Annotated in this window: 23 protein-coding genes; 7 read left to right on the plus strand and 16 right to left on the minus strand. The window is 62.0% G+C overall.

The genetic code is table 11. The annotated features are described in order from the left end of the window. Window positions 1-158 precede the first annotated feature (158 nt). Window positions 159-698 carry an adenine phosphoribosyltransferase gene (locus DMO26_RS18645; RefSeq protein ID WP_117193666.1) on the plus strand — a complete coding sequence of 180 codons (540 nt, stop codon included), beginning with the start codon at window positions 159-161 and terminating at the stop codon, window positions 696-698. Between the two features lie 168 nt (window positions 699-866). Here the strand turns inward: DMO26_RS18645 and DMO26_RS18650 are convergent, their stop codons facing one another. Further along, window positions 867-1,334 (minus strand): MaoC family dehydratase, encoded by a 468-nt coding sequence (locus DMO26_RS18650; protein WP_117193667.1) that lies wholly within the window; start codon window positions 1,332-1,334, stop codon window positions 867-869. Then, window positions 1,331-1,789, minus strand: a complete 459-nt coding sequence (locus tag DMO26_RS18655; protein ID WP_117193764.1) for a MaoC family dehydratase — start codon at window positions 1,787-1,789, stop codon at window positions 1,331-1,333. The genes DMO26_RS18650 and DMO26_RS18655 overlap by 4 nt, the downstream gene beginning before the upstream one ends. 174 nt (window positions 1,790-1,963) lie before the next feature. Here DMO26_RS18655 and DMO26_RS18660 point away from each other — a divergent pair, with 174 nt between their 5' ends. Beyond that, window positions 1,964-3,058 (plus strand): hypothetical protein, encoded by a 1,095-nt coding sequence (locus DMO26_RS18660; RefSeq protein WP_162894969.1) that lies wholly within the window; start codon window positions 1,964-1,966, stop codon window positions 3,056-3,058. Between the two features lie 36 nt (window positions 3,059-3,094). Here DMO26_RS18660 and ychF read toward each other — a convergent pair whose 3' ends face one another. Further along, on the minus strand, window positions 3,095-4,198 hold the full coding sequence (ychF, locus tag DMO26_RS18665) for a redox-regulated ATPase YchF (RefSeq protein WP_117193669.1): 1,104 nt from the start codon (window positions 4,196-4,198) through the stop codon (window positions 3,095-3,097). A 137-nt stretch (window positions 4,199-4,335) separates the two neighbouring features. Between ychF and DMO26_RS18670 the strand changes: the two genes are divergently transcribed. The 3 genes from DMO26_RS18670 (at window position 4,336) to clpS (ending at window position 5,397) form a co-directional block, all read left to right on the plus strand. Beyond that, on the plus strand, window positions 4,336-4,602 hold the full coding sequence (locus DMO26_RS18670; protein WP_117193670.1) for an AbrB/MazE/SpoVT family DNA-binding domain-containing protein: 267 nt from the start codon (window positions 4,336-4,338) through the stop codon (window positions 4,600-4,602). Continuing rightward, window positions 4,592-4,990 carry a type II toxin-antitoxin system VapC family toxin gene (locus tag DMO26_RS18675; protein ID WP_117193671.1) on the plus strand — a complete coding sequence of 133 codons (399 nt, stop codon included), beginning with the start codon at window positions 4,592-4,594 and terminating at the stop codon, window positions 4,988-4,990. The genes DMO26_RS18670 and DMO26_RS18675 overlap by 11 nt, the downstream gene beginning before the upstream one ends. Before the next feature lie 98 nt (window positions 4,991-5,088). Then, window positions 5,089-5,397 (plus strand): ATP-dependent Clp protease adapter ClpS, encoded by a 309-nt coding sequence (gene clpS / locus DMO26_RS18680; RefSeq protein ID WP_117193672.1) that lies wholly within the window; start codon window positions 5,089-5,091, stop codon window positions 5,395-5,397. A gap of 21 nt (window positions 5,398-5,418) precedes the next feature. Here the strand turns inward: clpS and prmB are convergent, their stop codons facing one another. The 6 genes from prmB to DMO26_RS18710 form a co-directional block, all read right to left on the minus strand. Beyond that, window positions 5,419-6,360 carry a 50S ribosomal protein L3 N(5)-glutamine methyltransferase gene (prmB, locus tag DMO26_RS18685; RefSeq protein WP_117193673.1) on the minus strand — a complete coding sequence of 314 codons (942 nt, stop codon included), beginning with the start codon at window positions 6,358-6,360 and terminating at the stop codon, window positions 5,419-5,421. 88 nt (window positions 6,361-6,448) lie between these two features. Continuing rightward, complete coding sequence (locus DMO26_RS18690) at window positions 6,449-6,901, minus strand: GNAT family N-acetyltransferase (protein ID WP_117193674.1); 453 nt, start codon at window positions 6,899-6,901, stop codon at window positions 6,449-6,451. A 4-nt stretch (window positions 6,902-6,905) separates the two neighbouring features. Beyond that, window positions 6,906-7,628 carry an aminoacyl-tRNA hydrolase gene (gene pth, locus DMO26_RS18695; protein ID WP_117193675.1) on the minus strand — a complete coding sequence of 241 codons (723 nt, stop codon included), beginning with the start codon at window positions 7,626-7,628 and terminating at the stop codon, window positions 6,906-6,908. Between the two features lie 91 nt (window positions 7,629-7,719). Beyond that, entirely contained in the window at window positions 7,720-8,445 is a 726-nt protein-coding gene (locus tag DMO26_RS18700; RefSeq protein ID WP_117193676.1) for a substrate-binding periplasmic protein, read from the minus strand. 67 nt (window positions 8,446-8,512) lie between these two features. Beyond that, window positions 8,513-10,891 (minus strand): EAL domain-containing protein, encoded by a 2,379-nt coding sequence (locus DMO26_RS18705; RefSeq protein ID WP_117193677.1) that lies wholly within the window; start codon window positions 10,889-10,891, stop codon window positions 8,513-8,515. A 213-nt stretch (window positions 10,892-11,104) separates the two neighbouring features. Then, entirely contained in the window at window positions 11,105-11,716 is a 612-nt protein-coding gene (locus DMO26_RS18710) for a 50S ribosomal protein L25/general stress protein Ctc (protein WP_117193678.1), read from the minus strand. Between the two features lie 268 nt (window positions 11,717-11,984). Here DMO26_RS18710 and DMO26_RS18715 point away from each other — a divergent pair, with 268 nt between their 5' ends. Together DMO26_RS18715 and DMO26_RS18720 are read left to right on the plus strand one after the other, a co-directional pair. Further along, window positions 11,985-13,430: a hypothetical protein gene (locus DMO26_RS18715; protein ID WP_117193679.1), complete on the plus strand. Its 1,446-nt coding sequence runs from the start codon at window positions 11,985-11,987 to the stop codon at window positions 13,428-13,430. Window positions 13,431-13,616: 186 nt separating this feature from the next. Beyond that, window positions 13,617-15,668 carry a putative bifunctional diguanylate cyclase/phosphodiesterase gene (locus DMO26_RS18720; protein ID WP_117193680.1) on the plus strand — a complete coding sequence of 684 codons (2,052 nt, stop codon included), beginning with the start codon at window positions 13,617-13,619 and terminating at the stop codon, window positions 15,666-15,668. A 52-nt stretch (window positions 15,669-15,720) separates the two neighbouring features. Here DMO26_RS18720 and DMO26_RS18725 read toward each other — a convergent pair whose 3' ends face one another. From DMO26_RS18725 to DMO26_RS18755, 7 genes are all read right to left on the minus strand, one after another. After that, window positions 15,721-15,978 carry a hypothetical protein gene (locus DMO26_RS18725; RefSeq protein ID WP_117193681.1) on the minus strand — a complete coding sequence of 86 codons (258 nt, stop codon included), beginning with the start codon at window positions 15,976-15,978 and terminating at the stop codon, window positions 15,721-15,723. A 114-nt stretch (window positions 15,979-16,092) separates the two neighbouring features. After that, complete coding sequence (locus DMO26_RS18730; RefSeq protein WP_226951344.1) at window positions 16,093-16,626, minus strand: Kazal-type serine protease inhibitor domain-containing protein; 534 nt, start codon at window positions 16,624-16,626, stop codon at window positions 16,093-16,095. Between the two features lie 62 nt (window positions 16,627-16,688). Then, entirely contained in the window at window positions 16,689-17,621 is a 933-nt protein-coding gene (locus DMO26_RS18735) for a ribose-phosphate pyrophosphokinase (protein ID WP_117193682.1), read from the minus strand. Window positions 17,622-17,766: 145 nt separating this feature from the next. Then, a complete protein-coding gene (locus DMO26_RS18740) occupies window positions 17,767-18,573 on the minus strand; it encodes a hypothetical protein (protein WP_117193683.1) in 807 nt (268 codons plus the stop codon). A 104-nt stretch (window positions 18,574-18,677) separates the two neighbouring features. After that, window positions 18,678-19,829 (minus strand): M24 family metallopeptidase, encoded by a 1,152-nt coding sequence (locus DMO26_RS18745; RefSeq protein ID WP_117193684.1) that lies wholly within the window; start codon window positions 19,827-19,829, stop codon window positions 18,678-18,680. A 12-nt stretch (window positions 19,830-19,841) separates the two neighbouring features. Continuing rightward, the gene (gene pgeF / locus DMO26_RS18750) at window positions 19,842-20,633 is read right to left on the minus strand and encodes a peptidoglycan editing factor PgeF (RefSeq protein ID WP_117193685.1); all 792 of its coding nucleotides are present in this window, start codon (window positions 20,631-20,633) and stop codon (window positions 19,842-19,844) included. A 366-nt stretch (window positions 20,634-20,999) separates the two neighbouring features. Next, window positions 21,000-22,100, minus strand: a complete 1,101-nt coding sequence (locus DMO26_RS18755; protein ID WP_117193686.1) for a class I SAM-dependent methyltransferase — start codon at window positions 22,098-22,100, stop codon at window positions 21,000-21,002. Window position 22,101 lies beyond the last annotated feature (1 nt).

Raw genomic sequence — 22,101 nt, forward strand, 5'->3', positions numbered from 1 at the left:
CCTGATCGACCGGCCGGCTTGGCCGTAGAGCCTGGCTACGACGCGCGCCGGCCGGTCGACCATCCGACTCCGTTTGAGCCAACAGAATGCTTCAATATAACCAGGAAACGCTCTAGGTTCGTCTCTTCCTGTTGGCTTCATCCTCTTTTCGGGGTCTCATGTCTTCCCACATCGATCTTGCCGCCGCCATCCGCTCCATTCCGGACTATCCGAAGCCCGGCATCATCTTTCGCGACATCACCACGCTTTTAGGCGATGCCGCCGCGTTCCGGCAGGCGGTGGATGAACTTGTGAAGCCTTATGCCGGTCTCGGCATCGACAAGATCGCCGGCATCGAGGCGCGCGGCTTCATCCTCGGCGGCGCGCTGGCGCACCAGCTTTCCGCCGGCTTCGTGCCGATCCGCAAAAAGGGCAAGCTGCCGCACCAGACGGTCAGGATGGCCTACAGCCTGGAATACGGCACGGACGAGATGGAAATCCATGTGGACGCGCTGAAGCCGGGCGAGAAGGTCATTCTCACCGACGACCTGATCGCCACCGGCGGCACGGCGGAAGGAGCGGTGAAGCTGATCCGCCAGCTCGGCGCGGAGATCGTCTCGGCCTGCTTCATCATCGACCTGCCGGAGCTCGGCGGTCGCAGGAAGCTTGAGGCGCTGGGCGTCGAGGTGCGGACTCTGGTGGAGTTCGAAGGGCACTGAGGCGGTATCGAACGTCTCTGTGGTTATCCCCCGAGCCTTGTGACAGGGGATCCGGCAGCCATCGCGTCCGCGATGCGGGGGCTTTCCAGCCCAAGGACGTGGGCTGGCTGGTTTCCTGTGACAGCACAGGAATGACGGCGGAAAAGATGCGGCGTATCCAATCAACCGCTATTGAAACTCCAGAACCGTGCCCTCGTACCGCATCACCACCTCGCCATTCTGGTTCACGCCGTCACACACCGTCATGTTGATGAAGGTGCCCGGACGCGAGGCGAGGGGGCGGCTTTCGATCAGCGAGACGGAATAGGTGACGCTGTCGCCGGCATAGACCGGCTTCAGCCATTGCAGCTTCTTGAAACCGGCCGACGGGCCGAGCTTGGGCGCGACGAGGCCCTCGCTCTCCAGCCGTGTCACCTCGCTTTTCCAATAGGCGATATACATCTTCATCCAGCCGGCGCAGGTGTGCCAGCCGGAGGCGCAGAGACCGCCGAACACATAGTTCTTCGCCGCTTCCGCATCGACGTGGAAAGGCTGCGGGTCGAATTTCCTGGCATAGCGGACGATGTCGTCGGCGGTGAAGAGAAGCGTGCCGGTGATGATCTTCCTGCCCGGCGGGGAGAGTTCGATCAGTCTCATGCGGCATTCACCTCGGCATTGCGGAACCGCATCATGATCGGGTTCTCGCCGCGCATGACGACCTCGCCACGCTGGTTCTCCACCTCGTGCAGGAACTTGACCATGCCGATGCCGGGGCGGGAGCGCAGCGCGCGGGATTCGATCACCGTCGAACGGCCGGAAAGCGTGTCGCCGGCGAGCACCGGTTTCTTCCACTCCATGAACTCGATACCGGGCGAGCCTTCCGAAGAGGAATTCGACAGCCAGCCGTCGAACATCATGCGCATGAACATCGAAGCCGTGTGCCAGCCCGAGGCCGAAAGCCCGCCGAGAATGCTCTCCTTGCCGGCCGCCTCGGAAAGGTGCATGGGCTGCGGGTCGAATTCGGCGGCGAATTCGACGATCTCTTCCGCGGTCACCTTCTTTTCAGTGAGAGGGAAGGAGTTGCCGGGAAGGAAATCCTCGAAATAGAGCATGGTGTGGCCTTGGCTGGGTTCAAAAACGGGCGCCACATTAGGCGGTGGCGCCTCTTGTCACAATCTCCCTTCCCAATATTTTTGATGCGGGAAATCCGCCTCGATCCGGTTGCCTTTTTCCTGAAATCGTTCCCTGCTAACGCTTCGCATCATGGCAGGCCCGAAGGAGGATTCGTGGACGCGTTGAGACAGGTCTTGGACGGGGCGGCGGAGAAGGGGCTCATCACTGCGGAGCAGGCGGGTCCGCTCGGTGCCTATCTCGCGCAGCGCGGCGTTCTCGCCGGCGGGGCCGCATCGGCCGAGCTGTCCGGCAGTGTCGCCGGTGAAATCGTCGACACCGAAGCCCCACGCTTCATTCGCGGCTTTCACGACGTGCTGATCACCATCGGCGTGCTGATCCTGCTTGCGGGCGTCGGGGGGCTGGGTTCGATCCTGGCGCTTCTGCCCGTCATCGTCGTTCTGGCTGAAATACTGGTTGTGCGGCAGCGGCTCGCCCTGCCGGCCGTGGTGCTCAGCCTGTCGACCGTGATCTGGGCCGTTTTCACCACGATGTTCGTTCTGGATCGGCTGGATATCGGGCTTGACGGCACCGCCTGGGTGCTGGCCATGCTCCTACCGCTTCCTTTCGTCATGGGCCTGTTCTATTGGCGCTACCGCATCCCGATCGGCCTTTCGATCCTGCTGCTTTCGGTCTTTGCGTTCCTGTTGACGGCGCTGTTCTATCTGCTGGGCGTCGCGGCCGGCGTCAGCGATTTTGCCGATGCCTATCCGACCCCGTCGGCGGCCATCTTCGCTCTCAGCGCGGTCGCGCTCTTTTCGCTCGCGATGCGGTACGACCTTTCCGATCCCGCCCGTATGACACGGCGCTCCGATATCGCATTCTGGCTGCATCTGGCGGCGGCACCGGCGCTGCTCTACGCCATGCTGTGTTTCGTTTTCCTGCGGCAGGGAAACGGGCTTTTCTCGCTCGACCGGATGCAGGCCTATGACAGCGCCGGAAAGGTGCTGGCGATCGTCGTCGTGCTGATGGCGATTGGTCTCGTCATCGATCGCCGCGCCTTCGTGACATCGGGCCTCCTTTCGCTGATTGCCGCGGTCGGCAGCATTCTGAGCCATGGCGAGATCGGCGGCGGCAGCGCGGTATTCATCGCGCTTTCGATCGTCGGTGCCTTCGTTCTGGCGATCGGTATCGGCTGGCCGCAGTTGCGGCGGCTGGCGCTTGGCGGGCTGCCCGAGGACCTGAAGGCAAAACTGCCGCCACTCAGGTGAGGGCGGCAGTTTCGAATTTCGAGATGATCTCGTCGATCACGTATTGAAGCGGAAATGGATGACGTCGCCGTCGTGGACGACGTATTCCTTGCCTTCGTCGCGACCCTTGCCGGCTTCCTTGGCGCCGACTTCACCCTTGTAGGTGATGTAGTCGTCATAGGAGATGGTGAAGGCGCGGATGAAGCCGCGTTCGAAATCGGTGTGGATCACCCCGGCTGCCTGCGGCGCCTTGGTGCCCCGCACGATCGTCCAGGCACGGGTTTCCTTGGGGCCGACGGTGAAATAGGTGATCAGGTCGAGCAGGTGGTAGCCGGCGCGGATCAGCCGGTCGAGGCCGGCTTCTTCAAGGCCGAGGGCCGACAGGAATTCCTTCGATTCCTCTTCCGGAAGCTGTGCCACTTCGGATTCGATCGCGGCCGAGATGATCACGCATTCGGCACCTTGTTCCCTGGCCATGGCGGCGACGGCCTCGGTATGCTTGTTGCCGGTCGAGGCATCGGCTTCCGCGACATTGCAGACATAGAGAACCGGATGCGAGGTGAGCAGGTTGAGGCCCTTGAGGATCTCGATCTCCTCGGGCGCCAGCGTCTTCAGCAGCAGGCGGGCCGGCTTGCCGTCGTTCAGGAGCTTGATCACAGCTTCCATGACCGGCAGCTGCGCGATCGAATCCTTGTCCTTGCCGGTAGCACGCTTGCGGGTCTGCTCGACACGGCGCTCCAGGCTTTCGAGGTCGGCGAGCATCAGCTCGGTCTCGATCGTGTCGGCGTCGCCGACCGGGTTGATGCGGCCTTCGACATGGGTGATGTCGTCGTCTTCGAAGCAGCGCAGCACGTGCACCACCGCATCGACTTCGCGGATGTTGGCGAGGAACTTGTTGCCGAGGCCTTCGCCCTTCGAGGCACCCCGCACCAGGCCGGCGATGTCGACGAAGGAGATGCGGGTCGGGATGATTTCCTTGGAGCCGGCGATCGCCGCGAGTTTCTGCATGCGCGGATCGGGTACCGCCACTTCGCCGGTGTTCGGCTCGATCGTGCAGAACGGATAGTTGGCCGCCTGGGCTGCCGCCGTCTTGGTGAGCGCATTGAAGAGAGTGGACTTGCCGACATTCGGCAGGCCCACGATACCGCATTTGAAACCCATGGGTCCGGACCCTGTATTGGAAGAAATTTCGTTGCTGTGGCTATGGGGGAAAGTGTCGGGGCGGTCAAGGCTCTGCTGCAAGGCGGTCCTTGTAAGTAAGGCATATTTGCCTTACTTTAAGTGCACGGAGAACGGCGATGGTCAGATTGAAAGTCACCGCGAAGGGACAGGTCACCTTGAAAAAAGAGGTTCTTGATCATCTTGGCATCAAGCCCGGGGACGAGATCGATGTCGATCTTATCCCTGAAAGAGGAGCTCGTCTTCGCAGCGTTCCGAGCGGGAATATCGAGGACTTTTTTAACAGCTTTGGAAATCCTCACAATATTCACGCAACATTGGAGGAAATACAGGACGCTATAGAGGCTGGCTGGGCCGGAGACGTGCGGTTCGACGATGATCCCTGATACGAATGTCATTGTCCGCGCCTGGGCTGGAGATGACGAAGCGCAGGCACTTGAGGCGCGCCGTCATATCAGAGAAGCGGAATCGCTCTTCATCTCGACCATCGCATTGTGTGAATTTGTCTGGGTGGCCCGTCGGATTTATCGAAGCAATCGATCCGAGATTGCCCGGGCCGTCAGGCTCTTGATTGCTGACAAGCGGGTTGTCGTAGATCGTGCTCTCGTGGATGCTGGACTTGCTTTCCTGGATGCCGGTGGTGATTTCGCCGATGGCGTAGTCGAATTCGAAGGTCGCAAGCTCGGCGGCGACATGTTTGTGACATTCGATAAGCGGGCTGCTTCAATAGTCCGGGCGCAAGGCAGACGCGCCGCTCTTATCGACGCCCGATGATTCGCATTCCATACAGCTCAGTTGCTTGAAATTTCCGCATTGCGGTGCGATATAGCGCCCATGTTCTCCCGATAGGATTGCGTCATCAGGAGAGGCCGATGGCCGAAGACACTACCCTTAAACCGAAGACAATCACCAAGCCCAAGCTGGAACGGCCGAAGCTCTACAAGGTCATCCTCGTCAACGACGACTATACGCCGCGCGAATTCGTGACCATGGTGCTGAAAGCCGTGTTCCGGATGAGTGAGGAAACCGGTTACCGCGTGATGATGACGGCGCACAAGCTGGGCACCGCCGTGGTTGTCGTCTGTGCGAAGGATATTGCCGAGACCAAGGCCAAGGAAGCCGTCGATCTCGCCAAGGAAGCGGGTTTTCCGCTGATGTTCGTCACCGAACCCGAGGAGTAGTCGGGTTCTGCCGGCGAGAAGCTATTTTTTCTTCGCTTTGACACCCAACGCTTCCGCCGAAATCCAGAAGACGGCGTCCTGGGATTCGGCCGTTTCCAGCCACAGGAAATCGAGATCCGGATATTCCTCTTCGAGGATTTCGCGACCCGACCCGATCTCGCAGATCATTCCGCCTTCCGGATTGAGGTGTCTGGGGGCTTCCGCAAGCAGCCGACGGACGATGTCGAGACCGTCTACGCCGCCATCGAAGGCCATGGCCGGCTCGGCCCGGAATTCCTCGGGAAAACCCTCCATCGCCTCATGGTCGACATAGGGCGGGTTGGTGATGATCAGGTCGTATTTCTTCTTGCCGAGTGGCGTGAAGAGATCGCCCTCGTGCAGCGTCACCTGGCCTTCGGCCTCGTGTTCCGCGACGTTCAGTTTCGCCACCTCCAGCGCATCGGCCGACAGATCGACTGCGTCGACGGCCGCGTTCGGGAAAAATTTCGCCGCGAGCACCGCAAGGCAGCCGGAGCCGGTGCAGATGTCGACAGCGCTTTCGACGCTCAGCGGATCGGGCAGGTAGGTCGAGCCCTGCGGACTGAGATATTCCGAGAACAGGATTTCGCCGATATGCGAACGCGGCACAATCACCCGTTCGTCGACGTGGAAACGCACGCCCTGGATATAGGACCGGCCGGTCAGGTAGGCGGACGGCTTTCTGGTCGTGACGCGCGTTTCGATCCGCTCGGCAAGCAGCCGGCGTTCGGAAGGCAGTAGGCGGGCATCGAGGAAGGGGTCGAGCGCGTCGATCGGCAGGTCGAGCGAATCGAGCAAGAGGAAGGCTGCATCGTCGCCGGCCGTCGTCGTACCGTGGCCGTAGCTCAGGTTCGCGGCGTTGAATCGGGAGATGGCATAACGCCAGTAGTCGCGCAGCGTCGAAAGTTCGCTGACGATATCGTCGATGTCGGTGACCTTGCTCATCTCGTATGTCCGGTTTCGTATCGGCTTCCCATAGACGCTCGGCAGGCGGTGCGCTACCCCTTCCGGCGGAAGGCGCTCGAAGACATGTTCAGAGGCGGCGGATCTGGAAACCGGTCCTGCTGCGATCGAAGCCGCAGCTTTCATAGAAGCGCAGCGTCGCCGGATTTTTCGAGCCGGTGAGCAGCATGACCTTGTAACAGCCTGCCGCCCATGCGGCATCGATCGCCGCGCGGATCAGCGCTCCGGCGTAACCGCGCTTGCGATGATCGGCATGGGTGACGACATTCTCGATCAGGGCATAGGAGGCGCCCAGGCGGGTGAGGTTCGGGACGATGATCAGCGTCACCGTGGCGGCGGCCCGGCCATCGGCGAAGCCGATGAAGACGGTCATTCCAGGCCGGGCAAGGATAGCGTCGAACTGTTCGGCGGCGATCGCCGGTTCGGGGGACGGCTCGTCGTGATTGAGATGCTGGTAGAGTTCCAGCAGGGCAGGGAGGTCTCCGTCTACCGCCGGGCGGATCAGCAAGTTCGTGGCGCCCATCGGTTCATTCGCCCTTGTTGCCGAACATCTTCTTCAGCATCTCGGCCATAGGACCTGTCGTCGGAAGGTTGGGTCTGGTGCCGCCGCGGGCCTGGTGGATGTGGGACTTGCCCGCAGGCTTCGGCTGTTTCTCCGGCTTCGGCTTTTCCTCGTCCGGCTCGCCGCCGACGGCGAGGGCCAGCTTGTTCATCAGTTGCGAATCCTCGGCCTTCACCAGCATCTCGGCATTGTCGGCAAGCGTGTCGAGGAGGGGGGAAAGCCAGGCCTGATCCGCCTTGGCGAAATCGCCGAGCACGTGGTTGTGCACCAGTTCCTTGGCGCCCGGATGGCCGATGCCGAGGCGTAGGCGCCGGTATTCCTTGCCGCAATGGGCGTCGAGCGATTTGACGCCGTTGTGGCCGCCATGGCCGCCTCCCGTCTTGATGCGGGCCTTGCCGGCGGGCAGGTCGAGTTCGTCATAGATGGCGACGATGCTTTCCGGGCCGAGCTTGTAGAAGCGCATGGCTTCGCCGACCGCCTCGCCGGAAAGGTTCATATAGGTCTGCGGCTTGACCAGCAGCACCTTCTCGCCGGCGAGTTCGCCTTCCGAAACAAGCGCCTTGAACTTCTTCGACCAGGGCGCAAAGCCCGGACGGCGCTGGATCGCGTCCACCGCCATGAAACCGATATTATGGCGGTTGCCCGCATATTGGGAGCCGGGATTGCCGAGACCCGCGACGATGAGCATGAAGAAAATCCCGTTCTGGACCGTTCGCCTTCACCAACGCGAAATGCCGGCAAAGTCAACCGCTTTCCTCGCGTGGCGCCTCGATAGACCCTCATTGGGGCAGGTTGATGCCGTACCTCTGGAGGATGGCGTTCTGGACGCCGTCCTTGATCAGTCGGTCGAGATTGGCCTGCATTCTCGCGATCAGATCGTCGGGAACGTCGCGGTTGCATGCAATGCCGAGATTCTGTTCGGAAAGCAGCATCACCTTTTCGATCGGGATTCCTTGAGCGCGGAGCTTCTCATAAACGCCTTCCGACATGGGCATCAGGTCGATGCGGTCCTGAAGCAGCTTGCGCAGCGTCGTATCGATATCGGCGCTGAGCTCGATCTTCGCAAAGCCGGCGTTGGTCAGGATGCTTTCCGTATAGTCGGCCCGATGGGTGCCGACCGTATAACGCCGCGCCTCGTCGATCGTGGTCGCGGCAACACCCGATCCGGCATGCCTGACGAGGACGTTTCGGTCGATGAAGAGCGGCACCACCCATTTGAAACGCGGCTCGCGTTCGGGCGTGCGGGCGGCGGCGAAAACGCAATGCATGGATTGCGTCTCAGCAAGCGCGATGGCACGCGCCCAGGGCAGGATCTCCAGCGTGAACGGCGTTCCGATGTCGCTCATGATGAGCTCGATCTGGTCGATGCCGGCACCCCGATAGTTGCCGCCCGGTTCCTGATAACTGAAGGGCGGATAGGATTCGGTCGAAAAGACGATGGGTTGCTGGGCTCTCGCATCATTTGCGAGGCTGAGGCAGGCGAGAAGAAGCATTGCGATTTTCATCTGTTCCCCTCCTAACGATCATGCAGTCATTCCTGACCCAGCGTTCGTCCGGCGGGGGCGATCTTCGCTAACTCGCCATGGACCTCACTTCGGCCTGCCGGGCGGATAGGGCCGAAAGCAAATCGGATATTTCACGCGGCCTTGAGAAGAGGTAACCCTGGGCAAAATCGATGCCCATCTGCTGCAGCAGGGCGCGCTGCTCCTCGGTCTCGACGCCTTCCGCGACGACCTTGCAGTTCATCTTGTGCGAAATCGCGCTGATGCCCTCGACCAGCATGCGGTTCTTGGTTCCGATGTCGCCGGCCATTTCGGTCAGGGACCGGACGAAGGACTGGTCGATCTTGACGATATCGACCGGGAAGCGGCTCATATAACTCAGCGAGGAATAGCCGGTGCCGAAATCGTCGAGGGCGATGCGGCAGCCGAAACGGTGGATCTCGTTGAGGATGGTGCGGATTTCCGGGTTGTCGTGCATCAGCACGGCTTCGGTGATTTCCACCACCAGCCGCGACGGCTGAATGCCGTAACGGGCGAGGAGGGCTGCAAGCCGGGTCGGCAGGCCCGGTTCGAACTGAAGCGGCGAGAAATTGACGGCCACGTAGGCGTCGCCCATGCCGGGCAGGCGGGAGACGCGGGCGAGGTTCGCCATGGCGTCTTCCAGGATGAGGTTGCCGATCTGCCCGATCGAGCCGGTCTCCTCGGCGACGCTGACGATGCCGCCCGGCGACATCAGGCCCTTGCGGGGATGGCGCATGCGCATCAGCGCTTCGAAGCCCGAGGGGATGCCGGTTTCGATATCGACGATCGGCTGGAAATGCGCCTCGAACCAGCTGGCCGCGATACCGACCTCGATATCGCTCTCGATCTCGGCGCGTTCCCGCGTCTGGTCGAGGATCGCGGGATCGTAGACATGGGCGCCGTTCTTGCCGTCGCGCTTGCGGGCATACATCGCCATGTCGGATTTCTGCAGAAGTTCGGCGGCGCTCGCTGCGTGGCTCGGATAGAAGGCGAGGCCGATCGAGGCGCTGAGCCTTACGCTGGTGCCTTCGACGCGGAAGGGCACTTCGAACATGTCGACGATCTTCTGGGCCAGTTCCGTGGCGCGGCGCTCCGTGCCTTCGCCGGTGATGAGAATGGCAAATTCGTCACCGCCGAGGCGGGAGGCGCTGTCGCCGTCGCGCAGCAACGGCTTCGTCCGCTCGACGAACTGGCAGAGCACGGAATCGCCTGCCGCATGGCCGAGATTGTCGTTGATCGACTTGAAGCGATCGAGATCGATGAAAAGGCAGGCAACTTCGGTGCCGGCCCGATCCGCCTCGACGATCTGCCGGTCGAGCATGGATTCAAATCCCTGGCGGTTCAAAAGGCCGGTCAGGTGGTCGGAAATCGCCTGCTGGTGGTTGCGCAGTTCCGACTGCTTCAGTTCGGTCACGTCGGTCATGACGCTCAGCGAGCCGGGAATGTTTCCGCTTGCCGTTCCCAGTTCCGTTTCGACGATCAGGACGTCCATCATGCGCCCATCGGCGCAGAGGAAGCGGACCGTCACTTCGATGGCCGGACCGCTGGTTTTTACCTGCGCCTTGCGCCTTGCGTAGATCTGGCGGTGCGATGGCGCCACGAGTTCGGAGAATGGGTGGCCGAGCACGTCCTCGCGGCGATAGCCGGTGGCGAGCAGCCAGTAGTCGCTGACCGCGGCGATCTGGTCGCTGGCCGTCAGCGAAAACAGCATGGCGGGCGTCAGGTTGTAGATTTCCGTCGTCTGCTGATGGGCGCGCTTCAGCTCGCGCTCCTCCCGTTCCAGCAGCGTCTGCATTTCGTTGAAGCTCCTGGCGAGCCGTCCCATTTCGTCGTTCGAGCGCCAGTCGACATGATGGCGCGAACCGAGCCGCCGGGTCGCCTCTATAGCGGCCGTCAGCCGCATCAGCGGTTTGATGACCATGACGCGATTGCCGAGGATCGCGGCGCCGAAGACCGTCAGGATGGCGATGATGAAGATGGAGATGAAGGCCATTTCCATCTGGTGCAGCGCCGAAAACCAGCCGAGTTTGGGCACGTAAACGGTGAGGCTGCCGACATTGCGGGTGCTCTGGGCGGTCTTGTAGAAGATCGGTTCGGAGATCGACTCCAGTCCGCGGAAGTCGGCCGGGTTCACGTCCACTTCGGAAATGTTCAGCTTGCCCACATTGTCGCTGATCTGCACGCCGTGGATGGCGGGATCGGCGATCAGCATGGACGCGATCTGGTGGATGCTGTCGGTATCGAGATCCCAGAGCGGCTTGCCGAGCGCCTGGGAATTGGTGATCAGCACGACATTGACGTGTTCGCTGAGATTCTTGGCAGCCTGCTGCGAGGAGAGCGCCAGGAAAAGCGTGAACAGCGGAGCCACGACGACCAGAAGGGCGCCCGAAATAATCGCAATAAAACGACTCTCAACGGAACGAGTCATTCGTTTTCCCCGCACTCACTTTCCGGCTGACCGGCTTACCCCTCATGCTGAAGTAACGTCTATCGTTTCACCTATTCATTAAACTTCACTGAAACGAGCATGCCAAGATTCAGATGAATCGCAAAAGTAGCGTTACGAAATCATTTCCGCGAACAATAAAAAACCCGCCTTCTTCTGAAGGCGGGTCATCTCTATTCAAATTGCGGTGAAGGCTTATTCGGAAGCAGGTGCTTCTTCAGTCGTACCTTCATCGACGCCGGCAGCCGGAGCGACGATCGTCGCGATCGTGAAATCGCGGTCGGCGATGACCGGACGCACGCCCTTGGGCAGCTTGACGGCGGAGATGTGCAGGCTGTCGCCGATCTTGGCGCCTGCGAGGTCGACCGTGATGAATTCCGGAATGTCGTTGGCCGGGCAGTACAGCTCGACTTCGTGGCGAACGATGTTCAGAACGCCGCCGATCTTGATCGCGGACTTCTCTTCGTTGACGAAGTGAACCGGAACTTCAACGGAAACTTCCGTATCGCCGGAAACGCGCAGGAAATCCACGTGCATGGTGAAGTCGCGGACCGGATCCAGCTGGTAGTCCTTCGGCAGAACCTGGATCTTCTGGCCATCGATATCGATCGTGGCGACGGTGGTCATGAAGCCGCCGGCGTGGATGCGCTTCGTCACCTCGTTGGTGTTGAGCGCGATGGAAATAGGGGCCTGCTTGTCACCATAGATGACAGCGGGAATGAAACCGTTGCGGCGAAGTTCACGGGAGGACCCCTTACCTACCCGTTCGCGCGCCTCGGCCTTGAGCTCGTAAGATGCGTGGCTCATGGCATATCCTTTCGAGGTTGTTTGGAGAGTTTTCCGCAGGCGAGCAAATCGCCGCATCAAACCGAAGGGCACCATCCGATGCGCTTCATCCGCGTTGCCTCCAAGGGTGTCTACGCGGACGGGCGGGCTATAATACAATGGAGCGGCGCGTGCAAGCTTTTCGGTGGCGAACACGCGGGCAAATACCGGGGCAAACACCGTTAGCCGGCTTGACTTCGCCGTCGCTTCTTCCAAATTCACCCCGGCCAACGAGGGAAGGGCTCTATACATGAAGCGGACTTTGATTGCGACCGGCATTGCGGCGGCGCTCTCCATCACTTTCGCCCAGGCGGCGGAGATCAACCAGAAGGGTGCCACCGCCCTCAAGGACAGCCTCACGCAGTTTCTGCCGGATCAGGCGCGCCGGAGCGGCTTCCTGACGGTCAAGCCGGCGGGGGAACGCTATGAGATTTCCTACGACTTCGCCAAGCTTGTGGCCAGCGTCGGCATCAAGGATTTCAAGATTTCCGGCCTGAAACCGCTCCTGGTCCTCGCGGCGCCGCTCGACAACGGCCAGTGGAAGCTCAACAGCGACAACGACGTCAATATCGCCGTCGAAGGCAAGATGCCCGACGGCAAGCGGACGAATATCACCTATTCCATCACCGACATGGTCTTTTCGGGAATTTTCGACCCGGCGATCAGCTACCTGCGCTCGGGCGAGGCAACGTCCGGCCCGATCCGCATGGTGTCGAAAAGCGGACCTGAGGAGGTCGAAGCGAGCTTCGCCGGGATGACCTACTCGCTCGCGTCCGCCAATGGCAAGACGGCGGGTGCGGTGGATTTCACCGGCAAAGGGTCGTTTTCGAGATTTTACGAGCGGATCGTCGCGCCTGAAACGCCGCCGGTGCAGATCCGGGCCGAAAGCCTCGATTTCGACGTCGGGGTCGAAGGGGTGGTCGCGACGAAAATCCGCGACCTGATGTCCTTCATTCTGGCGCTGGTGAAAAACGACAAACCTTCGGAAGCCGAGATCGCCAGCCTGAAGGAACTGATCCGCGGCGCCATGCCGTTCTTCACCGCGCTTTCCGAAAAGATCACCTTCAACCAGTTCACGGTCGCAAGCCCGGTCGGCGATTTCGGCCTTGGCAAGCTCGACTACCTGCTGACGATGACTGAGCCCGCCGAAGCGACACGGATCGGCATCGGCGCCCGCATCGAGAAAATATCCACACCGCCCGGCCTCGTTCCGGAAGTCTATGCGCAGCTGATGCCCGACATGGCGGATGTACAGGTCGGGATCGCCGATCTCAATTTTACGAATTTCGTCGACGTGCTGATGGAGGTTGATCTTTCCAAATCCGGTCCGCTGCCGGAGGAGCAGGGCGAGCGGCTGGGCAAGGCCTTCCTCAACGACGGGCAGCTCACCATCGATTTTCCGAAGGTGATCGCCAAGTCGTCGCTCTACGACCTGGAAGCGTCCGGCGAGATCAAGGGCAATCCGGAAGAGAAGGATGACTTCACGCTCGAAACCACCGTCTTCGCCCGGGATATCGATAGGCTGATCCAGTATTTCCAGGGGGCGGCGAAGGTCGATCCGCAATTCAACCAGGCTTCCTTTGCGATCATGATGGCGAAGGGCATGGCGAAGACGGAGCCGGATGGACGGCTGCGCTGGGATCTGAAGATCGAGGATGGGCAGACATTCACGGTCAACGGGCAGACGCTGCAATGATGTGGCGGAGGGATTTGACTGAGAAGGGATTTGACTGAGGGGAAATTTGGCAGGCGGGCTTGATTTTTCGCCCTTCGGAAATCGAACCCGGATGTCAGGTTCCCGTTTACCATCCGCGGGAACCATTCTAACATGTTTCGGTGTTAAAGTTTTTCAATCAAATCAATTGAAAAGCAACAGAGCTTCATGTTTCGCGTCTTCTCCTGCCTGTTCCTTGAACACGACCTTCGCTATATCGGCTGCGCGGTCCTGATCTGTATCGTCGGGTCCTTTCTGACGATACGGCTTTTTTCGCGTGCCCGGCGCGGGCACGGTGTCGAGCAGGGGATATGGATCTTTTTGGCCGGATTCATCGGCGGATCGACGACATGGACCACCCATTTCCTCGCGATGCTCGGGTTTCTCGGCGGTGGTCAGGCGGGGTATGCGCCCGGCCCGACGCTCTGGTCCTTCGCCGTCGCTGTGGCGACAGCCACGGCGGGTCTTGGCATCGCCGTCGTCGGGCGCCGCTCGCTGGCGGTCGAGGCGGGTGGAACCATCATGGGCCTCGGTATCGCGGCGATGCATTATGTGGGCATGGCCGCCTACGAGGTGCAGGGCGTGATCGAGTGGGATCAACGCTATGTCGTCACGTCGCTGGTCTTTGCAGCGGTCTTCGGTGCGCTTTCCATCAGTCGTGTCGTCCGGCCGGTCACCCGTTTCTGCAAGTACGGCTCGGTGGTCATTCTGGTTCTCGCCATTGCCACGACCCACTTCACCGGCATGGGAGCTGTGCGCATCCTCCTCGATCCCCGTGCCGTGATGCCGGCGGAAGCCGTCCCGCCGATCGTGCTCGGCTTCGGCGTCCTGTCGCTGATGCTGATCCTGCTCGCGCTGACGGCCGCGACCTATCTCCTCGATGCCCGCACGACCCAGGCTGCGGTCGAGCAGTACCGCCATCTCTCGCTCCATGACCCGTTGACCAGCCTTGCCAATCGCGCCGCCTTTAACGAGCAGCTGGCGGAGATCACCGCGCGGCCCGCGGACCCGACTGCCCGTATCGCCGTCCTTTCGTTCGATCTCAACCGTTTCAAGGAGATCAACGACGTTCACGGCCACGCGGCCGGTGACGCGGTGCTCCGTACGATCGGCAACAGGCTGGCGCAGGCGATGGGCGAGGGTGAGTTCATCGCCCGGGTTGGCGGCGACGAGTTCGTCGCCCTCAAACAGATGTATTACAGACGGTCAGACGCGCTGGTCCTCGCCAAGCGGCTGCTCGGCGAGATCTGCAAACCCATCGAATGGAACGGCAATACGCTCTCCGTGGGGTCGAGTGTCGGCATCGCCCTTTATCCGGGAGAGGCAGAGAGCGTGGACGATCTGCTGGCGCATGCGGATGTCGCCATGTACCGCGCCAAGCAGACGGGCGACAATGCGATCTGCTTCTACGACAGCTCGATGGATCAGGCCGTCCGCGAGCGCAACGCGCTGGCGATGGACATGCGTTCGGGCCTCGCCTCCGGTCAATTCGAACTCTACTACCAGCTTCAGAACGACACCTATTCGGGCGAGGTGGTCGGTTTCGAGGTGCTGTTGCGATGGAACCATCCGACGCGGGGGCTCGTCTCGCCGAACGACTTCATTCCGATCGCCGAACGCACCGGCTTCATCAACGAGCTCGGCGAATGGGTGTTGCGGGCGGCCTGCGCCGAGGCGGCCACCTGGAGGAATCCGTTCGGGATCGCGGTCAATGTGGCGCCCCAGCAGTTGGCCGACCCCAAGCTCCCGCTCAGGGTGGACGCCATCCTGAAAGCGACGGGCCTGAGCGCCGATCGGCTGGAACTGGAGATTACCGAATCCGGCATCATCGCCGACCATCAGCGCGCGCTGCAGACGATCCGGCACTTGAAAAGCCTCGGCGTGAAGATCGCCATGGACGACTACGGCACTGGCTATTCGTCGCTCTCGACACTGATGTCCTTCCCGTTCGACAAGATCAAGATCGACCGCACCTTCGTCGACGGGATCGGCGCCAATGCGCAATCGGCGGCGATCGTCCGCTCGACGCTGATCCTTGCGTCCAGCCTCGATATTCCGGTGCTGGCGGAAGGCGTGGAGACCGACGAGCATATCGCATTCCTGCGCAAGGAAGGCTGCATGCAGGTGCAGGGTTATCTGTTTGGCAAGCCGAGCCCGCGGCTCGGGATCGAGCATATCGTCAACGACGAGAGCGCTCCCTCAGTCGCCAAGGTCGCGTAAATCGCGCGAGCGTCCGGGCCGGAGGCGTTTTTCAGCCCGCAGATCGATGGTTTCAGCGCCGGGGTTCGCCGCCCGGCGCATAGACCGTCTTCTGCTCGAACCGGAACTTGTGGCCGCACTGGCCGCAGCGCAGCATATATTTCTTCGGATCGTCGGAAGCGAATTCCGTGAAGAAGCCGCGCGGCAATTCATCCATGCGGAAATCGCGGCTCTTGGCGCGTTTGTCGTCCGTTTCCGAGACTTCCGCAAAACCGGTATTGCCGCACTGGGAGCATTCGAGTTTTCTGGAATAGCGGTCGCGTGCAGCCATGCGGGTCTCCTTCTTCGGGAGCCTTCTAACCGAAGCCTTCCCGCAAGGCAAAACACCGGAGCGACCGTTCCGGTGCTTTTCTTCGGAGGTTCGACTTTATCCCGCGCCGATCGCTTACCGCCGGCATTCACCCGAGGCTATGACGCCGAAGCCGGCATTCGACGCCTCGCACGCGTTCGGAAAAGTCTGGGTGCGGCCGCCGCTCTGGCCGCAGACCGGGCGGTATTCGCGGGTGCAGATGCCGGGACGCTCCGGCCGGCCCGGGCGGTCGGGCCGGTCCCAATCCGGCCTGTCGGGGCGGTTCGGGCGATCCCAGTCGGGGCGGTCCGGCCTGCCGGGCGGGTTCCAGTCGGGGCGGTCCGGCCGGCCTGGAGGCGGGTAGGTTCCGGAGCCGCGGCATTCGCCGGGGCTGACGATCCGGTAGCCGCGAGAGCCTGCCTGGCAGGCGTTGCCGAAGGTTTCGAACCGGCCGCTGCGCTCGCCGCAGACCGGGCGATATTCCATGGTGCACATCTGCTGCGGCTGGGGGCGCGGCGGCGGATAATAACCGCCAGGGCCGGGCCTCGGACCGCCTTCGACGCAGGCCGACAGCACCGGGAGCAGAAGGAGAAGAGATAATTTCTTCAACGGGCCGGAATTGGAATACATGGCGACTCATCCCTCGTTGTGATCGGGGACGAGTCTATCTGATCACGGATAGTTGAAAAAGCTCAGTCGAACAGGCTGGAGACGGAGGATTCCATCGCGGTGCGATTGATCGCCTCGCCGAGCAGGTTGGCGGTGGTGATGACGCGGATGTTGTGGGCCGACTGCACCGCCGTGGTCGGCTGGATCGAGTCGGTGATCACCAGTTCGCGCAGTTTCGAAGCAGCGATGCGGGCGACCGCGCCACCGGAGAGCACGCCATGGGTGATATAGGCGGTGACGCTGGTTGCGCCGTTCTTCAGAAGTGCTTCCGCCGCATTGCAGAGCGTTCCGCCGGAATCGACGATGTCGTCGATCAGGAGACAGTCCTTGCCTTCCACATCGCCGATGACGTTCATCACTTCCGATTCGCCGGCGCGCTCGCGGCGCTTGTCGACGATCGCAAGCTGACAGTCGATGCGTTTGGCCAGCGCGCGGGCGCGCACCACGCCGCCGACGTCCGGCGAAACGACCATGACGTTGTTCAGGTCATAGTGTTCCTTGACGTCGCGGGCGAGGATCGGCACCGCGAAGAGGTTGTCGGTAGGGATGTCGAAGAAGCCCTGGATCTGGCCGGCATGCAGGTCGAGCGTGAGCACCCGGTCGGCGCCGGCCTCGGTGATCAGGTTGGCGACGAGCTTGGCGGAGATCGGTGTGCGCCCGCCGGCTTTGCGGTCCTGGCGGGCATAACCGAAATAGGGGAGAACCGCCGTGATGCGCCGCGCGGAAGCGCGCCGGAACGCATCGATCATGATCAGCAGTTCCATCAGGTGGTCGTTGGTCGGAAACGACGTCGACTGGATGACGAAAATGTCTTCCCCGCGCACATTTTCCTGAATTTCAACGAAGATTTCCTGGTCTGCAAATCGCCTGACGCTGGCTTTTCCGACTGGAACATTGATGTATCTGCAGATCGCGTCGGCAAGGTGCCGGTTCGAATTGCCTGCGAAAACCTTCATTGCGGTCCGCCTGTTTTGAAGCTGGATGCGGGCCTTTTACCGCCGCCGCCTTCGAATGCAAGTGCGTTTCGCACCTGCTCACGGTTTTTTATGAAGAAACTATGACCAGTGGCTTTCGGGCTGCACTTCGGCTCGCCGTCGCGCCTCATCCCCCGCGCGACCGGCGCCAGCTCATGTAATCCTGAATGGTCTTGTTGCCGATGGCCTCCATGATGGAGGGCCGCACTGCCGCCCAGGGATCGGACCCGTTTGCCGGGATGCGCTCCTGCCCTTGCATGCGGTGGAGACGGGCGCCGGAACCGTCCAGAATGTCCCAGACATAAACGATGGTGACCCGGCCGCCATCGGCGAAGGCGGAGAAATAACCTTTGAGAATGTGTTCCGTATTGGTGTCGCCGGACGGACGGATGGTGAGCCCGCTGGCGCGTGCCTGGGCGCCGAGTTGGCGCGACAGCGGCGTGACTGCCTGGACCGGCGCCCCGATGATCGGCAGGAAACGGATCGTTCCCGCTGCCGGGGCGGCGGAAGGGAGCGAGGCGTTCTGCTGCGGTTCGCCCTGCTGCTGGGCCTCCGGCTGGGCAGTCGCAGTTTGCTGCGACGGAGGGGAAGCCGCCGCCGTCTGCCGTTCGACCTGCTGCGCCTGTTGTCCCTGACCCTGCCATTGCGGCGGCGGGCCGGAGGAAGACGGGGACACGCCGCCGGATTCGAGCGCGCGGGCCTGGGCTTCCAGGGTGTTCTGGGGGCCCTGCTGATAGCCGCCCGCCTGTCGCGGATTATAGGTTTCCGGCTGGGGCGAGCGCGCCATCCGGTCGGTGTCGGCCTGGGTCACGGGCCGGGAGGATCTCGTGCCGCCGCCGACATCCACCTGCGGCGTCAGGGCTTCGGTCGTGTTGCAGGAGGAGAGTGCGGCAAGCAGCAGCGCAGCGGAAAACCACCTTCCGAAACGCCGCATCCCAGCCTCCCGCCATAGATTTCTCGGCGGGAAGCTTAGAATTGGCCTTTGCTCACTGTCAACCGCCTGCTTCGTCGCCTGCCTTGGCGGGCGCTTTTTCGCGCTCAGCGCTGGATCAGTTCCAGCCCATGACGGGACAAGGGCTGCGGATCGCCATCCGTGGTGAGATAGGTGTGGCCGAGCGTCATCGCGACGCCGCTGTCGGAATCCATGATGATCATGTGCACGAAGAGCGTCATGTCCGCGAGGATCTCCTGCGGGTTGCCGGCATGGAACATCTGGTGCTCCATCCATGAGGGCGAGAAGCGGGCGCCGAGCGAGTATCCGCAGGCGTTCAGCCGATGGCGCGACAGGCCGCGCTCGTCGAGGATGCGGGCATGGGTATCGAAGACGTCGCCGAAGGTCTGGCCGGGCCGCAGAACCTCCTCGATCGCCCCGATGGTTTCGAGGCAGGCCTTGTGAAGCTCGCGGTGACGCTGCGATGGTTCGCCGACCACGATCGTGCGCATCATCGCCGCGTGATAGTGGGCCGCCGTGCCTGCCCATTCGAGCGTCAGCTGATCCGTCGCGTCCAATGTGCGGCGGCCGGCCTTGTAGCGGCAGAGAAGCGCATCGGTGCCGGAACCGATGATGAATTCGTTGGCCGGATAATCACCGCCGCCCAGAAAGACCGCGCCCTGCATGGCGGCCAGGATTTCCGCCTCGCAGCCGCCGGCCCTGACCAACGGCAGGGCCGCGTCGAGCGCGTTGTCCGCCAGTTCGGCCGCCCGTTTCGCATAGGCGATCTCGGCGGGGCTTTTGACAAGGCGCAGCGTGCTCACCAGATAGGAGGCGTCGCCGATCTGGCCGAACGTGGCGAGCTGGTTGTCGATCAGGCGGGCGACGCGGCCGGTCATGCCGTGGGTGTCGTATTCGATGCCGATCCTGGCGCCGAGCAGATCCATGTCGCTCAGGAGGTTCTTGAGATCGAGCGTCGGGTCGGCGTTGACGCGATCGACCCACACGACGATGTTGTCGATGATCGACGTGTGTCGCGCCTGGCGCAGGTCGGCGGCGCGCGTCAGCAGCGTCATCGAGCCGTCCGCCTTGACGATCAGGGTCTGGAAGAAGCAGTAGCCGAAGGTGTCGTAACCCGTCAGCCAGTACATGCTCTCCTGCGCGAAAAGGAGCAGCGCATCCAGCTTCTCCGCTTTCATCCTTTCCGTCAGCCGCGCGAGGCGGTCGGTGTATTCGCTCCTCTCGAAGTGCAGGGCCATGGTCGTCCTCCCTTATCGCAATATGGAAATCGCTGAAATCTGGCGGCCGTAGTCCGGCTCTTTCTTATGGGTCGTGCGGCGGTACGAATAGAACCGTTCCGCATCCGGATAGGTGTCGAGGCCGAGATTTTCGGCACGCACGCCGGCGTCCGTCAGCCGCCTGATGGTCAGGGACGGAAGGTCGAACATCGCATGCCCCGGCTTTGAGGAAGGGGTGAAGAAGACCTCGTAGGATGCATCGTGGCCGAGAAAACGTTCGACGAATTCTGGGCCGACCTCATAGCTTGCCGGGCCGATCGAGGGGCCGAGCACCGCGGTGATGTTTTCGCGGACCGCGCCGAGCGAGACCATCGCCTCGATGGTGTTTTCGAGCACGCCCGTCAAGGCGCCCTTCCAGCCCGCATGAGCCGCGCCGATCACGCCGTTTGCGCCGTCGGCAAACAGGATCGGCCCGCAATCGGCCGACAGCACGCCGAGCGCCACGCCCGGCACGGTCGTCACCATCGCATCGACCTGCGGCCGCTCGCCGGCATAGGTCGCGTCGACGACGAAGACATCGGGGGAATGGACCTGGTGGACGGTCGCCAGCTTTTCGACCGGCAGGCCGAACCAGCCGGCGACCCGGGCGCGATTCTCCATCACCTTCTCGCGGTCGTCATCCGAACCAACCCCGACATTGAGGCCGGCGTAGAGGCCTTCGGAAACGCCGCCCTGGCGGGTGAAGAATCCATGCCGGATGCGGCTGCCGGCGCGTTCGTTCAAAACAGGGCTCTCGATCGGCGTCGGCAAGGGACGGTCCTGCATCGGCGTTTTCTATCCTATTGATTTCAAGGGGTTTTGCGCAGGCGTTAGAGACATATCCGCTGCTTCGATCTAGGGCGAGAGTGGCGCAAGGGAAGGGCGGATGTCAATTGGGTCGAGAGGAAAGAGCGGTTTTCCGGAAACCGAGATATTGAGGCCAGGCTCATCCCCTCACCAACAAAATGCAGGACTCCGCTGAAGCTAAGATCTTGATTTTGTAACCTCTTCCACAAGGGTAGAGGTAGGATGCCGAGGGCGGGGCACCGTTATCTCTCCTTGTGGTAGAGAAGGCAATTTCAGCATATTAGCAAGGCTAAGTGCTGGAAATTGCAAGTGAGGGGATTGGTGCGGATGGCACGAAGCAGCATTTCAATCCACCGCCCGGAAAGGCATTAAGTTGAGCGCCGGGCTCGACACCGCGATCACCTTGAAAAGTTCGCCCATTTTGCCGGCGCCCGCGCCTGCCAGACGATCGACTGCGGCGGCGATCAGGCGCTGTTCGGCAGGCTCCTTGTCCTTGGCGAGCGCTGTCGCGCGTTCGGCAAGTCCGAGGCCATAGAGGAAATCGCCCTGATGCAGGCCGCCGTTCAGGTGGGCGCCGGCAGCGACGGCAATCTTCGCAAGATCCTCGAAATCCACGTGGCTGGTCAGGTCCGCCTCGCCGGGGTTTGCCAGAGGCGGGTCGAAATCGTGGTTGCGGACGGCCTGCAGCGTATCGCCGAAACCGGTGACCATATGGCCGTAGTCGACGACGAGGGCGGTGCCGCCGAATGCCTTCAGGCGGTCGCAGAGCGTCAGCATGACGGCTTGGCGGGCCGGCGACACTTCGAAGATCGTGCCGTCGGGAATGGTGGCGGCAGGCGCCGGCAGCAGGGCGGGATCGAGGGTCGCGACGCCTGCTGCGAAGGCCAGTTCGTCGCGCGCGTCGAGACCGACGAGCCGTTCGCGAAAGCCGGTCGGCGTCTTGACGAACTGGCGGATCGGGATCGCGTCGAAAAGTTCGTTGGCGGCGATCAGCGTGAAGCCGTCCGGCACGTCCTCGAAACCGTCATGCCAGGAGACCTTGGTCGAAAAAGTTTCGAGCGTCACCCGCTGCACGCCGCGCAGACGCTCGCTGGTCTCGACGAGATGGACGTGAAGGCCATCGAAGAGGGGCGGTGCGATGCGCTTGATCACCCGCAGCATGTCGGCCATCATCGTGCCGCGGCCGGGACCGATCTCCACCAGCCGGACGGAAGCCGGCGAGCCGTGCCGCTGCCAGGCATGCACCATGAATACGCCGACCATTTCGCCGAAAAGCTGGCTGATCTCCGGGGCGGTGATGAAATCGCCGTGGCGACCGAAGGGTTCGCGGGTCTTGTAATAGCCGTATTCCGGGTCGGCGAGGCAGAGCGCGAAATAGTCGGTGACGCTGATCGGCCCGTTCATCCGGATCAATGTCTTGATTTTTTCGGCGAGGGGGGTGCTCAAG

The sequence above is a fragment of the Rhizobium terrae genome, from assembly GCF_003425685.1.
Lineage (GTDB): Bacteria > Pseudomonadota > Alphaproteobacteria > Rhizobiales > Rhizobiaceae > Neorhizobium > Neorhizobium terrae.

What these genes read in the sequence shown, in the direction of transcription:
- DMO26_RS18645 (WP_117193666.1), top strand. Translation starts at nt 159, where the DNA reads ATGTCTTCCCACATCGATCTTGCCGCCGCCATCCGCTCCATTCCGGAC.
- DMO26_RS18650 (WP_117193667.1), bottom strand. Translation starts at nt 1,334, where the DNA reads ATGAGACTGATCGAACTCTCCCCGCCGGGCAGGAAGATCATCACCGGC.
- DMO26_RS18655 (WP_117193764.1), bottom strand. Translation starts at nt 1,789, where the DNA reads ATGCTCTATTTCGAGGATTTCCTTCCCGGCAACTCCTTCCCTCTCACT.
- ychF (WP_117193669.1), bottom strand. Translation starts at nt 4,198, where the DNA reads ATGGGTTTCAAATGCGGTATCGTGGGCCTGCCGAATGTCGGCAAGTCC.
- DMO26_RS18670 (WP_117193670.1), top strand. Translation starts at nt 4,336, where the DNA reads ATGGTCAGATTGAAAGTCACCGCGAAGGGACAGGTCACCTTGAAAAAA.
- DMO26_RS18675 (WP_117193671.1), top strand. Translation starts at nt 4,592, where the DNA reads ATGATCCCTGATACGAATGTCATTGTCCGCGCCTGGGCTGGAGATGAC.
- clpS (WP_117193672.1), top strand. Translation starts at nt 5,089, where the DNA reads ATGGCCGAAGACACTACCCTTAAACCGAAGACAATCACCAAGCCCAAG.
- prmB (WP_117193673.1), bottom strand. Translation starts at nt 6,360, where the DNA reads ATGAGCAAGGTCACCGACATCGACGATATCGTCAGCGAACTTTCGACG.
- DMO26_RS18690 (WP_117193674.1), bottom strand. Translation starts at nt 6,901, where the DNA reads ATGGGCGCCACGAACTTGCTGATCCGCCCGGCGGTAGACGGAGACCTC.
- pth (WP_117193675.1), bottom strand. Translation starts at nt 7,628, where the DNA reads ATGCTCATCGTCGCGGGTCTCGGCAATCCCGGCTCCCAATATGCGGGC.
- DMO26_RS18700 (WP_117193676.1), bottom strand. Translation starts at nt 8,445, where the DNA reads ATGAAAATCGCAATGCTTCTTCTCGCCTGCCTCAGCCTCGCAAATGAT.
- DMO26_RS18705 (WP_117193677.1), bottom strand. Translation starts at nt 10,891, where the DNA reads ATGACTCGTTCCGTTGAGAGTCGTTTTATTGCGATTATTTCGGGCGCC.
- DMO26_RS18710 (WP_117193678.1), bottom strand. Translation starts at nt 11,716, where the DNA reads ATGAGCCACGCATCTTACGAGCTCAAGGCCGAGGCGCGCGAACGGGTA.
- DMO26_RS18715 (WP_117193679.1), top strand. Translation starts at nt 11,985, where the DNA reads ATGAAGCGGACTTTGATTGCGACCGGCATTGCGGCGGCGCTCTCCATC.
- DMO26_RS18720 (WP_117193680.1), top strand. Translation starts at nt 13,617, where the DNA reads ATGTTTCGCGTCTTCTCCTGCCTGTTCCTTGAACACGACCTTCGCTAT.
- DMO26_RS18725 (WP_117193681.1), bottom strand. Translation starts at nt 15,978, where the DNA reads ATGGCTGCACGCGACCGCTATTCCAGAAAACTCGAATGCTCCCAGTGC.
- DMO26_RS18730 (WP_226951344.1), bottom strand. Translation starts at nt 16,626, where the DNA reads ATGTATTCCAATTCCGGCCCGTTGAAGAAATTATCTCTTCTCCTTCTG.
- DMO26_RS18735 (WP_117193682.1), bottom strand. Translation starts at nt 17,621, where the DNA reads ATGAAGGTTTTCGCAGGCAATTCGAACCGGCACCTTGCCGACGCGATC.
- DMO26_RS18740 (WP_117193683.1), bottom strand. Translation starts at nt 18,573, where the DNA reads ATGCGGCGTTTCGGAAGGTGGTTTTCCGCTGCGCTGCTGCTTGCCGCA.
- DMO26_RS18745 (WP_117193684.1), bottom strand. Translation starts at nt 19,829, where the DNA reads ATGGCCCTGCACTTCGAGAGGAGCGAATACACCGACCGCCTCGCGCGG.
- pgeF (WP_117193685.1), bottom strand. Translation starts at nt 20,633, where the DNA reads ATGCAGGACCGTCCCTTGCCGACGCCGATCGAGAGCCCTGTTTTGAAC.